Origin of the sequence: Diplocloster agilis (genome assembly GCF_019042275.1) — a bacterium.
Classification (GTDB): Bacteria; Bacillota; Clostridia; order Lachnospirales; family Lachnospiraceae; genus Diplocloster; species Diplocloster agilis.
The window spans coordinates 20,534-37,601 of the sequence record NZ_JAHQCW010000044.1; the positions used below are offsets into that span (position 1 = coordinate 20,534).

Here is a 17,068-nt window from a genome sequence, read left to right on the forward strand (position 1 = left end):
GGACATGTCCATTTCAGTTTGGGACATGTCCATTTCAGTTTGGGACATGTCCATTTCAGTTTGGGACATGTCCATTTCAGTTTGGGACATGTCCATTTCAGTTTGGGACATGTCCATTTCGGTTTGGGACATGTCCATTTCGGTTTGGGACATGTCTATTACAGTTTGGGACATGTCCATTTCAATTTGGACATGTCCCCCATGGTATCTTCCGAAAGTAACAGAACCGGCCCGGCTTTAGTACAGATTCCCGGAGCCCTTTTATTCAGATTTCAGCCGGACCAGCGTTCGTTCGATCCGGTGATTAATCACTTCTTCAACCTGGATTGAGAGCCTGCAGTAGTCACAGGCGAAAGTCTCTCCATTATCCGGAATCCTGCCGATAGTACCGCAGATAAATCCACTGAAGGTGTCATACTTTTCTGTTGGAAGAGAGATTTTAAGCTCTTCCGCCACCTCATCCAGTTCCGCAGAACCGCGGATCGCCCATTCATTATCACTGAGCTTAACGATTTCTTCCACGGGTGGTTCGTCATCGCTCTCATTTAAATCTCCCACTAATACTTCCATCAAGTCATGCAGTGTAACGATACCGGTCAGCCCCCCATATTCATCGATGGCAACTGCGAAGTATACCCCTGATTTCTGCATATTCTGAAACAGGGTACTGGCCTTCATGCCTTCCGGAATGAAATATGGTTCATCCATTGCGTGTTCCAAGAGATAGTCTTTGGATTTATCCGGGGAACGGAAATAATCCCGCGCGTCCAGGATGCCGATGATATTATCCGGATTATCCTGACAGACCGGATAATAGGTATGTCTGTTGGTGTAAATGACCTGTTCCCACTCCTCAATGGAATCTTCCATACTGAGAAGAACGATGTCCACCCGGTGCGTACAGAGCTGTTCCACGGAGATATCATCAAATTCAAACACGTTTTGGATCATTTCGGTTTCCCGTGAATCAATGGTACCCTGCTCATTTCCCGCGGCCAGCATCATACGGATCTCTTCCTCGGAAACCTTTTCCTCTTCTTCCTCAGGATTCATGCGCATCAGCCGAAGGATTGCATTGGTGGAGACCGTCAATAAAAATACCAGCGGCGCAAAGAGCTTGGAGACAAAGTACAGCATACCGGACATGCCAAGCGCCATGGATTCGGCCTTTTTCATAGCGATTCGTTTTGGCACCAGTTCTCCGAACACCAGGCTGAAATAAGCCAGGATCAGCGTGATCAGAAAGACGGAGATGGAATTCAGGATATTTTCCGGGATAGGGACGCCGGCGTTTAGCATGATATCAACCAAGGGACCTGCAAAGTTGTCTGCGGCGTAGGCGCTGCCTAAGAGGCCGGCCAATGTAATCGCGACCTGTATGGTGGCCAGAAAACGGGCGGGCTGCTCGGTAAGCGACCACAGCTTGGCGGCGCGTTTATCCCCGTCGGCGGTTAATTTTTTGAGTTTTGTGTCATTCATGGAGATTACGGCGATCTCCGCGCTTGCAAATGTAGCGTTTAAGAAAATTAATACAATCTGTAAAAGTATGGGTCCAACCATAATAAGATTCCTCCTGAATCAAAAAGTCATTGGTCTCTAAAAGTAAGCTGCGAATTTGCCCGAAGGGCATGTATTAATGGGATATAGAAAACCACAAAAAGGTATAGTCTGCCGCAGATTCCCTTTCGGGCAGACTATACCTTATCTATTTTTGGCTCTGCATAGAAAAAATGGTCCCTATGTTCGGCTGCAGTATCTCCGTCACTGCTGTCGTCCATGTGCGAAATCACATCCTTACCTGTCGATTGATAATAAACTGGTTTATAAATTAACATATCACCTACCGGCTGTCAATCATTATTAGGAGAAATTAACGAATTCTTAATAACCTCTTTTCCGGAATCTAAACGGATACCCAATATTAGGAAAGGAGACGGAACGGTCTTGGGATATTATTGTAGTTTTATGGATAGCGGCTGCCGTCCAAAACTGTAAAATAAGGATTACGGATAAGAAAAAAGGCAGCAGACAGGAGAACGGGAAAAGTAATGACAGGAAAAGGAAACAACATCAAAACCAAATAACCCGAAGAAGGTAAGAGGAGGAAACGTATGAAATTCACGGAAGGATACTGGGAAAAAAATGAGCGGGCTCATATGATATATGCAGCCCAAGCATTTCAGATTGAAGAAATTCCATTCGGCATTAAAATCACCGCTCCCACGAAAAGAATCGAAAGTAGGGCGGATGCCCTGGATACGCCGGTGATTACGACGCTGATCACCAGTGCTGGAGAGAATATCCTCTCCGTTTGCAGTTATCACTATCAAGGTTACCAGAGAAAAGATCCGCGTTTCCCAAAATGCTTAAAATCCATACAGACAAAGGTCGAAGATTTTGAAAATGAAACCGTTCTTACTTCCGGACGTTTCCGGGTGCACGTTGATAAAAAAGAGTGGAATCTAAGCTTTGAGGCAGACGGGCGTCATTTGACTTCCTGCGGGTACCATGGCTTGGGTTATGCTCAATATGACAGAGAGCCAGCTACGATGTTTCCGGAGCAAGAGTATATGAAGGCGGAATACCGACCTTATATGACGGCCAGCCTGTCGTTGAATCCAGGAGCATGTGTTTACGGTCTGGGTGAACGATTTACTGCTTTTGTGAAAAATGGTCAAGTGGTAGACTGCTGGAATGAAGATGGCGGAACCTCGTCTCAGATCGCTTACAAAAACATCCCGTTTTATATGACAAATCAGGGATATGGTGTTTTTGCAGACCATGCAGACCCGGTTTCCTTTGAGGTGGCCAGTGAAAAAGTGGAGGAGGTGGGATTTTCCGTTCCGGGTGAGGAGATCCGTTATTATCTGATCTGCGGAAAAGATATGAAGGAGATCCTGGAAGGTTATACTGGGATAACCGGGCGAGCCGCATTGCCTCCGGCCTGGTCCTTTGGTCTATGGCTGAGCACCTCTTTTACCACTGACTATGATGAAGAAACCGCAAATTCCTTCTTAAAGGGGATGAAAGATTGCGGTGTTCCAGTTAGGGTATTTCATTTTGACTGTTATTGGATGCGCGCTTTGCACTGGTGTGATTTTGTATGGGATCCAGAGACATTTCCGGATGTACCGGCCATGCTGAAACGTTATAAAAATCAGGGACTGAAGATCTGTGTGTGGATCAATCCCTATGTGGCACAGGGAACAAAATTGTTCCAGGAGGGGATGGAGCGGGGATATTTTCTACAGCGAGCGGATGGCCGAGGAGTCAAACAGTTGGACAATTGGCAGCCGGGTATGGGGCTGGTGGACTTTACCAATCCGGATGCAGCAGCCTGGTATGCGGATCAATTAAAAGGATTACTGCAGCTGGGAGTGGACTGCTTTAAGACAGATTTTGGAGAGAGAATCCCCATCGATGTCCGCTATGCAGACGGTTCCGACCCGATGGCGATGCATAATTACTATACCTATCTCTATAACCGGTGTGTCTATAAACTGCTGGTAAAAGAAAAAGGGGAGCAGGAGGCTGTACTGTTTGCCCGAAGTGCCACGGCCGGCTGCCAGCAATTCCCGGTACACTGGGGCGGAGACTGCTGTGCAACCTACGCATCGATGGCTGAAACCCTGCGGGGCGGGCTTTCCTTTATGATGTCCGGGTTTTCTTTTTGGAGTCATGATATGGGTGGATTTGAGATGACATCCTCCCCTGATCTGTACAAACGCTGGGTTCAGTTTGGACTGTTGTCCACTCACAGCCGGCTGCATGGCTCAAAGAGCTATCGTGTCCCATGGCTGTACGATCAAGAGGCTTGTGAGGTGTGCAGGGAGTTTACACAGCTAAAATACTCTTTGATGCCTTATCTCTATGATTGCGCCGCATATGCGCATGAGACGGGAATCCCGGTAATGCGCCCGATGGTTTTGGAATTTGAGGAGGATCCGGCCACTGCATATCTGGATATGCAGTACATGCTTGGTAATAAGCTGCTGGTAGCGCCTATATTCCGGGAGAACCAGCAGGCGCTCTATTATCTGCCGGAAGGGACATGGACACACCTGCTGTCGAACGAGCGCAAAAATGGCGGCCGTTGGTATCAGGAAACCTATGATTTTCATTCTCTGCCTCTGTATGTTCGGCCGAATTCCATCCTGCCTATCGGCGGCCGTATAGACCGACCGGATTATTCATATCTGGAAGGACTGAGTCTGCACTTTTATCAGATCGAAAATGAGAAGAGCGCATGTTGCAGGATTACGGATACAGACGGCAAGTCCGTATTTTTTGTACAGGCGGTATATCATGCGGGATGCCTGAAAATAACGATGTCGGAGCTTTTAAAGGATCTGCGTCTGATAATCCATGGAATTGCAGGTCCAAAGGAGCAGATCTGCCTGGTGCCAGAGGAGAAGGAAGTAACCGTAAGGTGTACATTTTTGTAGTTTTGTGGATATGGATCGTATTTTCAAACGATTATAATAAGGATAGAAAAGATAAAAATCTGGAAAGAGAAGTGATCTGATATGCGGAAACGGAAAAAAAGGACGAGACTTTTACTGGCCGTTGGGTTTATGCTGCCTGCCTATGCATTCATTCTGTTTGGGTTTCTTATCCCCGGCGCCTGGAATATTGTACTATCTTTTCAGGAGTGGGATGGCTTTAATGAAAAAAAGTTTGTGCTTTTTCAAAACTACGTCAAAGCATTTCACGACAGTCTTTTTCTTAGGAGCATCTCAAATTCTGTAATCATTGCAGTGGTCACCATGATTGGGGCCGTGATATTGGGTCTTCTGCTGGCAATGATGCTTTACCGGTTGAGAAAGAGAGAGGGGGCTTTATATCGGTTGATTATATTTATGCCGGCTATGATCCCGGTATCGATTATCGGTTTACTGTTCACCTTTATCTACAATTCAGATATGGGCCTTCTGAATCAGTTACTGCGTCTGATCGGACTGACCGGCCTTACCAATGCCTGGCTGGAAAATTCTGCCACAGTTCTGCCCTGTGTGATCGCTGTGGGAATCTGGAGACTTTTGGGAATGCCGATGATGCTGTGCTTTGTGTCATTGCAGGCGGTACCGCCCACATTGCTGGAGGCCGGAAGAATTGATGGAGCCTCTTACAGACAGCAGATGATTCATATCCTTCTGCCGTTAATCAGACCGACCATCGCGCTGTCCATGGTATTTGTACTGCTAAACGCATTCAAGACCTATGACCTGGTCTATGTACTGACCAAGGGAGGCCCGGCTAACGCCTCGATGACGGTTCCGATCTATATGCAGAAAACCGCATTCACTTACAGCAAATTCAGCTATTCCTCCACCATGGGAGTATTGACGGCGATAATTATCATCGTAATTGTGCTGCTTACGCAAAGGATAATGAAAGGGGAGACCTATGAATTTTAAAAAATTGAACCACACCAATCTGGTCTGCAGAGGTGTGGCGCTGTTATCCGTTCTCATTACATTGTATCCAATTGTTTTTGTGGGTCTGACATCGCTTAAGGCCACGTCCGAATTCTACAACAATATCTGGGGGATTCCCAGGGAATTTAAATGGTCGAACTACTACAGCGCCTGGGTAACCAGCAGAATCGGTCGATATTTTAAAGCCAGTGTGATCGTAGTGGGAATATCGGTAGTAGCTGTTCTTATTTTTAGCGCGCTGGCAGGCTATGCACTCTCCAGGTTAAAGGTTCGTTATGTGAGCGCTGCAGCCATCGGAATTATCGTAATTACGCAGCTAATGCCGTTAGAATCCGTTATTATGCCCCTGTATCTCATCATGAGCCGTCTGAGACTGCTGAACGGATATGTGACTCTGATTTTGCCCTATATAGGCTGGGGAATGCCACTGACGATTCTGATTTATAAGAACTACTTTGATACAATTCCGCAGGAACTGATGGAAGCGGCCAGGATCGACGGCTGTTCTGAATTACAGTGTTTTTGCCGTATTGCGGTGCCGGTTATGAAGCCGGCTACAGCAACCAACGCGATCTTCAATTTTGTGGGGCTTTGGGGGGAACTTTTATGGGCATCGGTTTCCACGGCAACTTCTCAGTTTGGAACTCTGCCGGTGGGGATTATTAGCTTTAAACAACAGTTTTCAACAGACTGGGGGCCGATGTCTGCGGCGATCTGTATCGTTATTTTGCCGCTGATTCTGATCTTTAGTTTCCTGCAGAAGTATTTTGTACAGGGCTTATCAAATGGTGCGTTAAAAGGGTGATCCTGTTCCCGGAAAAATCGGGATTTATATAAAAGATATACAGCAAAACTAATGCTGCCGGACACAGGAAACGGCAGCGCCAGAAGGGATTGAAAGGAGAAAGGTTATGGGAAAAAAGTACTTGGCAGTATTACTATCGGTGGTTATGACTCTGGGGATGATGACAGGGTGCGGCAGCGGGACACAGGAGAACAGCGGGAACGACAGTGAGTCGGGTAGTCAGCAAGGGAGCCAAACGGAGGAAAATGGGAAAGAAGCAACAGGAAAGGAAGAATCTGGGAAAAAGACGAAGGTGGTCTGTTATGTGGTAAATACTGCTACAACTTCACAAGAACCTATCTGGAATTCCATAAAGGAAAAACTGTCCGACCGATATGAGATTGAATTGCTGGAGGTTGATACTGAAAATCTGGATACAGTGATTAAGACCGGAATCGCATCCGGAGAACCGGCGGATATTTATTTCAAACAGGGACAATATCTGAAACCCTATGTGGATGCAGGACAAGCGTTGGATCTCACGCCGTATCTTACGGAAAATAACGGTGAATGGCTGAATTCCCTGGACCAGAGCCTGGTGGATGTGGGAAAATATGATGGAAAATACTATTCGGTGCCTATGACAGGCGTCTATGCTAATTTTTATTACAATGCCGATCTACTGAAAGAAGCGGGAATCGAAATTCCTTCGGAGTGGACCTGGGATCAGTTCATGGAAACCTGCGCCCAGATTGATGAGAAGACCGAGGCCTATCCCTATGCCATCTGCGGCCTGTGCAACGATTTTATGGCCAGAAATGCGCTGTTGAGTAAATCCAATGACGCAGGGACTATGGAGGCATGGGGGAATGCAGAAGTGGCTGTGACCGACCCGCTTCTTCAGGAATGCCTGGAACAGACTAAGGAGTTGTATGACAAGGGCTACTGGTATCCTAAGGACGGCGCCATGATTACCACCAGGGATGAAGTGATCGCTGCATTCCATCAGGGAAAAGTGGCAATCATCGGGGATGTAAACGCGGTATCCGGTATGGTAGCGGAAGGCTGTGATTTTAATATTGGAATTGCCGCGTGGCCGAAAGCCGGAAAAGAAAATATCAGTCTGGGCGGAGCTGATGCGTATTTTATTCCCTCGAATGCACAGCATCCGGACGCTGCTATTGAAATTTTGAAGGAATTTACAAGTGAAGAGATGCAGCAGATTCACGCAGACTATGGTTTTGCCCCGGTTAACGTTAATGTTACTTCTGAAGATCCGCTGGTACAGCAGTTTGCGGACCTGAAAACCAGGATTTATGGATCGGAGCTGATGTATATTTCCACGGAAATGACAGCATTCTGGCAGGATGTTTTGATTGAGGATTACTGTCTGGAGACAAATGGCCTGGATGAATTACTCAACCAGATGGAGAAACTGCGCCAGGAAGCAGTGCAGAAATAACGGGAGAGAGATGACGATGGAAGAAAAGGAACGCTTATATCCGTTGACGGATCTATATGCGGATAACACACAAAAAACCTACGGGCGGGAGGCAGAGTCCTGCGCTTTCCTGCTTGGAGGGATCGGCACGGGAAATATATCGGTCGGTGCCAGAGGGGAGCTTAAGAGTTGGCAGATCTTCAACCAGCCAGCGGTGGAAAATATAAACCCTTATACATTCTTTGCCATTCGTACGCAGGAGGAAGACGGTACAATTACAGCCAAGGTCCTGGAATCCGAATATACGCCGCCTTTTGCAAAACCACAGGGATTTCTGCGGTGCGAAACTGCCGGATGGCCCAGATTGAGCGATTCCAGACTATCCTCAAGGTATCCTTTTGTGCAGGTGGAGTTTCAGGATAAAGATCTGCCGGTCCAGGTTAGCTTGGAAGCTTATACTCCTTTTATACCGCTGAATGCGGATGACTCCGGTATTCCCGGCGCCTGCCTTCGGTATCGGGTAAAAAATTCAACGAACCGACCCGTTACGGTATCGGTAGCGGGTTCCCTAAATAATGCGGTGGGATTTACCGGTTATGATATGTTTGATATTATGACATTTCAGGGTGAACGTCGGAATGAGAAGAGGGAAAGCGGAAGGTTAAAAGGCGTGTTCATGCGGGGAGATAAGTTGCCGGACAACCTGCTTTCCAACGGAACGATGGCACTTGCAGTCACAGATGAGAAGGCTACGGTCCGGCCATACTGGCTGCTGGGACAGTGGACGGACGGTGCGGAGGACTTTTGGGAGGATTTTACATCGGATGGAGAGCTGGATGAGTCCTCTTCGGTAGAGGCAAGAGGATGCCGGATGGCGGAATTGTTTGATTATACATATCTGCACTTCTTTTTCCGGGTGGGAGCAGTATGCAGCAAACGGGTGGTGAAACCTGGCGGAGAAGAGTTATTTGAGTTCATGATTACCTGGAGTTTTCCCAATAGGGTAAAGGGATGGCCTGATTCGATAGAGGCACTTGAAGCTGTTAAAAATGGCGAATACGAAACGATCCGTAACTATTATGCAGCCCGTTTTCCGGATGCGTGGAGTGCGGCGGAGTATCTGGATCAGCAGAAAGAGCGACTTGAAGCGGGGTCCAGGATGTTTTCCAATGCTTTTTATCAGACCACACTGCCTGGATATGTACTGGAAGCGGCTGCGGATAACATAACGGTGTTAAGAAGCCCCACCTGCTTTCGGATCGAGAACGGTGATTTCCTGGGTTGGGAAGGGGTGGATCGGACTGCTGGCTGTGGTTCCGGAACCTGCACCCATGTATGGAATTACGCGCAGACTGTGGCTTTCTTATTCCCCGAACTGGAGCGCTCCATGCGAAGAATCGAATTTTTGAAGGAGACCCGGGAAAATGGACATATGGCTTACCGGACCTACCGGGGCTTGGGTCTCGAACAGTGGGATATGCTTCCATCAGCCGATGGCCAGTTGGGAACGGTTGTGCGTTTTTACCGGGAATGGAAGTTAAGTGGTGACGATGAATTCTTGAGGGAAAGCTGGGAAAAAATAGTAAGCTGCATGGAATTCGCGGAGAACACATGGGATCAGGACCAGGACGGCGTATTGGAACAGGCACAGCATGTCACCTATGATACGGAGCTTTATGGAATCACCAGTATGGTAAGCACGATCTATTTGGCCGCACTGAAAGCGTCTGCTGAAATGGCTGGCTATCTGCAGGATGAGAAGCGGGCAGAAAAGTTCAGAGACCGGTTCGAAGCCGGCAGCAAAAAACTAGATGAGATCAGCTTTAACGGAGAATATTATATACAGATTCTTGACCACCTGGAGAATTACCGTTACCAATATGGGGAAGGCTGTCTGTCGGACCAGTTGCTAGGACAATTTATGGCACACTGCGCCGGATTAGGGTATGTACTCCCGAAGGAACATGTAAAAAAAGCATCGGAATCTATCTTCAAGTATAATTTTATCCGTCATGCGCGGGATTATGTTCACGGTGAGCGGGCGTTTATCCTGAACGATGAGTCCGGGCTTACTCCGTGTACCTGGCCTAAAGGCGGTAAACCCAGATTTCCCTTTACCTACTACGGAGAGGTCTGGACCGGAATTGAATATGAGGCGGCCACGCTTTTACTGTATTCGGGGCTGATCGATGAGGGCCTTACCGTGGTAAAGGCAGTCAGAGACCGACATGATGGATATAGACGGAATCCGTGGTCCGAGGTGGAATCTGGCAATTATTATACGCGTTCCATGGCAAGTTACGGTGTCCTGCTGGCGTTAACCGGATTTGCGTTTGATCACAGGACGGGCACAATCTCCTTTAAGCCGCAGATCAACGGAGATGATTTCAGCAGTTTCTGGTGTAACGGAAAGGCCTGGGGAATCTACCATCAGAAAAAGGATGCACAGACGGGAGAACTGCATAAGGAAATGGAAGTGCTGTACGGACAGGGAGACGATATTCGGGTTATATAGATTTTGCCTTATAGGAAATACCTGGAGGGAGGGGATGGTATCCATGCAGATGCCATCCCCAGATGTGTTTCTCTTCGGATTAGTTGAGATGGGAAAATATGGAATATCTGCAGAGGCCGACTTTAAAAGTCTGAGCCATGTTATAATGACGGTAGACATTATACCAGCGGATTAGCCAGTACAACGGGGGAATGTGCGTGAGAAAATCTATTGGTCAAAGATTCAGGGATATGTCGATAATAAAAAAGTTCCGGCTCAGTGTTCTGATAATTATCGTCGTCCCTATGATCCTTATCTTTTCCGTTATATTCTACCGGTCTTACTCGGAGCTAAAGAGTAAAATGATCGAGAATTCTAGAATATCTATGAAACAGGCGGAGCGCAGCATAAAAAGTATTGTAGAAGAAACACAGTATCTCTCCTTATCCATGCTAATTGACGACAATATCCAGAAACTGTGCAAACAATATACACTAAAAAACAGTACAATGGATTCGGCCAAACGACAGCTATATGTTTCCATGCAAGATGCAGTAAATTCCAAATCCTACATCGATTCTATCAGTGTTAGTTATAATAGCGAGGTGCTGTTCCAGTATGGTAATAAGGTGGAGAAGGAAGACGGGATGTTCGAAAAACAAGCCATGGAAATTGGAGGACGGGCATTCTGGACCCGGGCATACCGCCTGCAGTACCGGGAAAATACTGCAGACCCCCATTATGTCATATCCTATATACGCGCATTTATGGATGTCTCCAGGTTCAATCAGCCGATTGGACTACAGAGGATCAGTATCAATGAGAAAGAATTAAGCCAGACTTACGCATCGTTAGCTCCGGATGATCAGTCAGAAGCTTTCCTGGTAGGTCCGGATGGCTGTATACTCTCTGCGCTGAATGAAACGTTGATCGGGCAGGACCTTAGGGCGGCTTTCCCCGGATTTGAACAGGTACTCAATGACGATAACGGATATTTTGGAACTAAGGTCAACCGGGTAGGAGTGCTGGTGATCTATCAGGATGTGGAAGGGACAGACTGGAAACTGGTGCAGGCGGTGCCGCGGAGAACACTTCTGAATTCTTCTGGTTCTCTGTTTTTGTTCATGCTTTTGGCTCTGCTGCTGCTGATCATCTTCAGCGTGATTTTTTCCGCTATCCAGAACCATACCATCATTCATCCGATTTATAGACTTTCGAAGGAACTATCCCAGGTTAAGGACGGCAATTTTGACATACAGGTCAACAGTAACTGCCGGGACGAGATCGGCTGTCTCACGGAAGCATTTGAAGAGATGCTGAAACGTACGAAAGAGCTGATTAACCGGGTTTATCTAAGCCGGATTCAGGAAAAGGAATCGGCCTTTAAGGCGTTGGAGGCGCAGATCAACCCCCATTTTCTCTATAATGTACTGGATTCTATTCATTGGGCTGCGATAAAACAGAAGGACTGGGAGGTCAGCGACCGGATCGAAGCGCTCTCGGAGCTGTTTCGGCATGTACTGAACAAAGGCGATTCCATTACAACGATGCGAGCGGAAGTCAATTATCTTCAGAATTATTTGTTTCTGCAAAAAAACAAATTCGCCGGGAAAATCTGCGTATGTATCGATGTAGAGGAAGAGCTGATGGAGTGCCAAACCTTGAAGCTGATCTTGCAGCCTCTGGTGGAGAATGCGATCCAGCATGGACTGGCGGAGAAAGACGGAACAGGGAATATCAGTGTCTGGATCGAACGTAAAGACGGGAGTCTCTTTCTGCATGTGGAGGATGACGGTTGCGGTGCTGATGAAGATGCTGTCCGCAGTATGATCTATGCTGAGCAGGAAACGGGAGGGGCCTTTGCCCTGAAGAATATCCACGACCGGGTGCGGATGCGGTACGGAGAGCCATATGGACTTACTTTTGAGAGCCTGGAGCAGGTAGGGACTGTCGTAACTGTTAGAATTCCTGAATTGCGGGAAGGAGCGGATGAAAATGAAACTGATGATTGTGGATGATGAACCGGATATCCGGGAGGGGATCCAGGATGGAATTGAGTGGGAAGAACTGGGAATCCATAAAACACTGACAGCCGCTGATGCCTTTGAAGCACAAAGGATCTATAAAAGAGAGCAGCCGGAGATTGTCATTACTGATATCAGTATGCCGCGCATGTCCGGAATCGACCTGATCGGGAAGCTGAAGGAGTGGAATCCTCATGTCCGATGTATCCTGCTGAGCGGATATTCAGAATTTGAATATGCGAAAAAGGCCATCCGTCTGGGCGTGACCGCTTATGAATTAAAACCGATCAAGGTCGCCCGTTTAAAAGAATTGATCACACAGCTGATGGGTGAAATTGAGGCCGAATCCAGCAAAGAAAGTGCGCTTAAACTTAATGTTTATACAGACGGACAGTATTTTATCAAAAGATTGGTGAAATCAAAGGGTGTAGTCGGAAGAGATGAATATGCTGACGGGATGAAGGATCTCGGATTAAATGATGAGGATCGGGTTCAGTGTCTGTATTTGCAGACCGACCGGTATTTTCACGAACAGGAACTGCCTTTTGATAATAAAGGGCATATGGAGAAATTCATGGGTATCTGTGGTAAATGGTTTGGGGAAAAGGCTTTTCATTTTGTAAAGCTTCATTCTGATGAAGGACTGATCCTTTTACAGACCGAGCATTCATGCAAAAAGATTCCGCAGCTGTTTCATGAGTTGAATGAAATGACGACGGCAGATTACCAGATTACATTTTCAATGGGAGCCAGCTGTGAAGGCGGTATGCAGGATTTTTATATACTGTACACACAGAGCAAAACTGCTGTACGCAATAAGATCTATACAGGCCGGGAGTCCTTGCTGTATTATTCGGATGAGAGCAATAATAAGAAGATCAGCAATCATTATCTGGTAGATACGAAAATGTATGAGGACATTAAACAAAATTACCTGGATGGAGATTTAAAGAACGTATATGGGATTTTGGATGCAAAATTTGAGGAAATACAGAAGCAAAGATCCTATACCTATTCGGCTCTCCGGGATTTCTGCGTGGACCTTATCAACCTGTTGTACCGGATCTGCCAGGATTACGCGCTACATCAATGCAGGAGTCGGGAGGCCGTAATCGAACGTATGGATGATACCTGCGATACAATTGCAGAATTCGGTGCTTGTATTCGGACGGCCTACGAGGAGCTCTATCAGCGGATTAAAGAGCAGCATTATCCTACGGGCAACAAAGTAGTAAAGGAAATGTTGGATTATATGAAGAAACATTACACGGAGGATCTCATGATTGAGGAGATTGCAGGGAATATGGGAGTCACACCGAATTATTTAAGCCATTTATTTAATAAGGAAATAAAACTGACCTTCCGGGAATTTTTAAATCAGTACCGGGTCTGCAAGGCGAAATGGTATTTGGAAAATACCAATGATAAAGCCTATGAGATTGCGGAAAAAGTGGGATTCCACGAGTATAAGCATTTTGCTCAGATTTTTAAAAAATATGAGGGATGTTCCACACTACAGTACCGGAATCAGATCGGAAGAAGAGGAAAGGAAGGAAAAGGATGAGACAGGAAAAGATTTTGTTGGATACGGATATGGGAACGGATGTGGACGATGCGCTTGCACTGATCTATTTGCTGAAGCACCCTGCATGCCGCATGATGGGTATTACCACGGTTGCCGGAGAAGCCGGAGTGCGGGCGGAGCTGGCTCAGACATTGTGCGGAGAATGTAATGTGCAGGTTCCGGTCTATCCCGGATGCGAACAATGCATGATAATTCCTCAGCGGGAGGTTTCGGCCCCACATGGCAGACTACTTCCCCACTCCGGATCGTCCCGGCAATATCCGGCCGGACAGGCGCTTTCCTTTATGCAGCAGGTTATCCGGGAGAATGAGGGGGAAATTACGCTGATCGGTATCGGTCCATTTACGAATATTGCCATGCTGTTTCGGATGGACCCGGAACTACCGGGTATGCTCAAGAAGCTGGTATTGATGGGCGGCAGATTCTTTCCGGATTGCCAATCAATCCAAACGCCGCAAAAACGGCATACGCCCGACCGAAATCCGGCATTTGCAGATGTATCGATAGCCTCCATGTTAAGAGGGGGAATGCTGGAAGCCAATATGGCGACCGATCCTCATGCGGCTGCCGTAATAGCCGGCGCAGCGCCGTCACGCACCAGAATCATCAGCTTGGATGTGACACGTCAGGTAGTTATGAAGGAAGAGAGTTTTCGTCAGAAATTTGCGGCTAAAGAATACACGCTACTGATGAAAATGGCCCAAATGTGGCTTCAGGTAGACGGACAGATTACTTTCCATGATCCGCTGGCTGCTGTCAGTGTCTTTTGTCCGCAGGTGTGTACTTATCTAAATGGTAATCTGGAGATAGAGCTTTCCGGAGGAAAGATGGATGGTTGTACCTATCTGGAGGAAAATCCTGGAGGACGGTTTGAAGTCAGCAGCCAGGTGTATCCTGAGACATTTTTTCGGGAGTATTTTTCCGTGATATAGTATGATAATAGATTAGTCCAACGGCGTCAGCCAGAACCCACCCAATCGGAATCGCCCACCAGACAGCATTCAGCCCAAACGCAGGCAGCGGCGCCAGCAGATAGGCAAGCCCCACCCGGGTACCCAGGGAAATGACAGTGAGAATAACGGAAATACCGGGCCGGCCCAGCCCGCGGTATAGCCCGTACAGCAGGGAAAGACAGCCGATTCCACAGTAGCAGGCGCCCTCTATCCGCAGGTAGCCGGTTCCGATCCTTATAATTTCCGTTTCTTCCGGACGGATGAAGAGCGTCATCAGACCCGGAGCGAAGGTAAACACCACAAAGGAGATCAGTGCGCAGAATACGACCACGATAAGGATCGAGGATTTCAATCCTTTTTGGATACGGCCGGCTTTCTTCGCCCCGCTGTTCTGGGCGATATAGGTGGCGAAAGCATTGCCAAAATCCTGTACCGGCATGTAGGCGAAGGAATCGATCTTTACCGCGGCGGCAAAGGCGGCCATAACGGAAACGCCGAAGCTGTTCACCAGTCCCTGTATCATAAGAATGCCAAAATTCATAACCGACTGCTGTACGCAGGTCAGCAGGGAATACTGGGCGATCTGCCCGGCGATCCCGCGGTCAAAATGCATATCCTCTTTGGTCCAGAATAAATGCGCAGCGCGGAACCGACAATAAAGAAAGAGCCCGCCGGCCGAGATACCCTGGGCGGTAACCGTAGCTACGGCGGCCCCGGCCACTCCCATGTGGAAGACAAGAATAAATAAAAGATCCAGCACGATATTGATCAGGGCCGACGCGGCCAGGAACACGAGGGGCACGGATGAATTCCCCACGGAACGGAGAAGCGCCGCAAAATAGTTGAAAATAAACGTGAAAACAATACCCAGAAAAATGATAAAAAGATAGTCCCTGGTCAGCGAGAAAATATCCGCCGGAATCTGCAGAGCCCGAAGCAGCGGATCGATCAGAAGCAGCGCGGCAGCCTCCAGGATCAGTGTAATTCCCCCAATAAAAAGGAAGGAGACAAAAAAGCTCTTCTTCATATCGCGTTCCTGATGAGCACCGTAAAGCATGGAGAACAGTACCCCGCTCCCCATGCATAAGCCTAAAATAATCGAAGTCAAAAAAACCATGACGCTGTAAGAAGATCCAACAGCCGCTAATGCGTCGGCTCCCAGAAAACGTCCGACGATCAAAGTGTCGGCGATATTATAAAATAACTGCAACAGGTTACCGGTGATAATCGGCGCGGCAAACAATAAAATTGACCGTGTAACAGATCCCCGGGTCAAATCTCTTTCCATAAGAACACTTCCGATGCGTAAGTTTTATATTTCGTTTAGTAATCAAATCATAGAATAAGATCCGTATAAAGTCAATAACAAAGTCGGGGATGAAGCAGATTTAAAGCAAATTAAATGCGATGCCGAGCTTTCGGTATAAAAATCATTATATTTTTATAATTCCTTCTATAACATAAAAAATTTTAAATTTATAAGACAATTAATAAGCTGCATTTCTAAATGATTGATACATGTATTTCCTGCTATTTGACAGCGGCTTAAGACTGACGGCGACTTAAGACTTGCCTTTTGAATCAGAGCGTTCTATTATGAGAACAGAAAATACCGGAAAGAAAGCGGGGAAGTTCAAATGTTTTTAGACGGCCTGGACGAAACCGACCAGAAAATACTGGAATTGCTGATCCACAATGCCCGGATGTCCTACTCCGACATCGGCGCAGAGGTAGGCCTGTCCAGAGTGGCGGTGAAAAGCAGAATCACAGCGCTTGAAGAGCGTGGGATCATTGAGGAATATACCACAGTCATCAACCCCCAAAAGATAAACGGGGCGGTATCCTGTTATTTTGAGCTGGAAACAAAGCCTTCTGCTTATCAAGAGGTGATCCGTATCCTGGAAGAGAACGACACGGTTACCCAGATCTATCAGGTGTCCGGGAAATGCCGGCTGCATGTACATGCGGTGGCCGCGGACCAGGAGGAACTGGAAGCATTTCTTGAAAATGTAATGCATTCCCTCCCAGGCCTGACAGATTTAAGCTGCAATATAATTCTCGCCCGGATCAAGGACATCAAGGGACTTCGTCTGTAGGCGGACGATAGAGTGGCCCGAAAATAAAACCAGGCCGCCTAATATAGACAAAAACCGCCTGAAATCCCTTGATTTCGGAATGATTTCACGAATTTTTCACTATACATTCCGCAAAGGGGCATGCTATAATAAAAAATAGCGGCGCTCGAAAAAACCTCGCTGGCTATTTTTCATGCATCGCACGTAAGCGGCTATAATACAGCCGCAAGTGCTCATAGCGATAAAAAATAGCGGCGCTTGAAAAGGGAAACAC

At 47.2% G+C, this 17,068-nt stretch carries 12 protein-coding genes; 9 read left to right on the forward strand and 3 right to left on the reverse strand.

From position 1 onward, the window contains the following. Together KTH89_RS20355 and KTH89_RS20360 are read right to left on the reverse strand one after the other, a co-directional pair. A partial coding sequence (locus KTH89_RS20355; RefSeq protein WP_238722911.1) for a hypothetical protein occupies positions 1-180 on the reverse strand: 180 nt, incomplete at its 3' end. Between the two features lie 81 nt (positions 181-261). Next, a complete protein-coding gene (locus KTH89_RS20360) occupies positions 262-1,560 on the reverse strand; it encodes a hemolysin family protein (protein WP_158342532.1) in 1,299 nt (432 codons plus the stop codon). A gap of 551 nt (positions 1,561-2,111) precedes the next feature. Between KTH89_RS20360 and yicI the strand changes: the two genes are divergently transcribed. The 8 genes from yicI (at position 2,112) to KTH89_RS20400 (ending at position 14,698) form a co-directional block, all read left to right on the forward strand. Next, positions 2,112-4,445, forward strand: a complete 2,334-nt coding sequence (gene yicI, locus KTH89_RS20365) for an alpha-xylosidase (protein WP_158342531.1) — start codon at positions 2,112-2,114, stop codon at positions 4,443-4,445. Positions 4,446-4,526: 81 nt separating this feature from the next. Beyond that, positions 4,527-5,417, forward strand: coding sequence for a carbohydrate ABC transporter permease (locus tag KTH89_RS20370; RefSeq protein ID WP_238722912.1), 891 nt, complete (start codon positions 4,527-4,529; stop codon positions 5,415-5,417). Continuing rightward, positions 5,407-6,243 (forward strand): carbohydrate ABC transporter permease, encoded by an 837-nt coding sequence (locus KTH89_RS20375; RefSeq protein WP_158342529.1) that lies wholly within the window; start codon positions 5,407-5,409, stop codon positions 6,241-6,243. The genes KTH89_RS20370 and KTH89_RS20375 overlap by 11 nt, the downstream gene beginning before the upstream one ends. 106 nt (positions 6,244-6,349) lie before the next feature. Further along, complete coding sequence (locus tag KTH89_RS20380; RefSeq protein ID WP_238722913.1) at positions 6,350-7,684, forward strand: ABC transporter substrate-binding protein; 1,335 nt, start codon at positions 6,350-6,352, stop codon at positions 7,682-7,684. Further along, complete coding sequence (locus tag KTH89_RS20385; RefSeq protein WP_238722914.1) at positions 7,632-10,178, forward strand: GH116 family glycosyl-hydrolase; 2,547 nt, start codon at positions 7,632-7,634, stop codon at positions 10,176-10,178. Before KTH89_RS20380 ends, KTH89_RS20385 begins: the two co-directional genes overlap by 53 nt. A gap of 230 nt (positions 10,179-10,408) precedes the next feature. Then, positions 10,409-12,175, forward strand: coding sequence for a sensor histidine kinase (locus KTH89_RS20390; protein WP_238722915.1), 1,767 nt, complete (start codon positions 10,409-10,411; stop codon positions 12,173-12,175). After that, entirely contained in the window at positions 12,153-13,745 is a 1,593-nt protein-coding gene (locus tag KTH89_RS20395) for a response regulator transcription factor (protein ID WP_238722916.1), read from the forward strand. The genes KTH89_RS20390 and KTH89_RS20395 overlap by 23 nt, the downstream gene beginning before the upstream one ends. Beyond that, positions 13,742-14,698 carry a nucleoside hydrolase gene (locus KTH89_RS20400; protein ID WP_238722917.1) on the forward strand — a complete coding sequence of 319 codons (957 nt, stop codon included), beginning with the start codon at positions 13,742-13,744 and terminating at the stop codon, positions 14,696-14,698. The genes KTH89_RS20395 and KTH89_RS20400 overlap by 4 nt, the downstream gene beginning before the upstream one ends. On the opposite strand, the gene KTH89_RS20405 is transcribed toward KTH89_RS20400, so the two are convergent. Further along, complete coding sequence (locus KTH89_RS20405; protein ID WP_238722918.1) at positions 14,643-16,007, reverse strand: MATE family efflux transporter; 1,365 nt, start codon at positions 16,005-16,007, stop codon at positions 14,643-14,645. The two genes, KTH89_RS20400 and KTH89_RS20405, sit on opposite strands and share 56 nt — an antisense overlap. Before the next feature lie 349 nt (positions 16,008-16,356). Here KTH89_RS20405 and KTH89_RS20410 point away from each other — a divergent pair, with 349 nt between their 5' ends. After that, positions 16,357-16,815: an Lrp/AsnC family transcriptional regulator gene (locus KTH89_RS20410; protein WP_158342522.1), complete on the forward strand. Its 459-nt coding sequence runs from the start codon at positions 16,357-16,359 to the stop codon at positions 16,813-16,815. Positions 16,816-17,068: the final 253 nt, after the last annotated feature.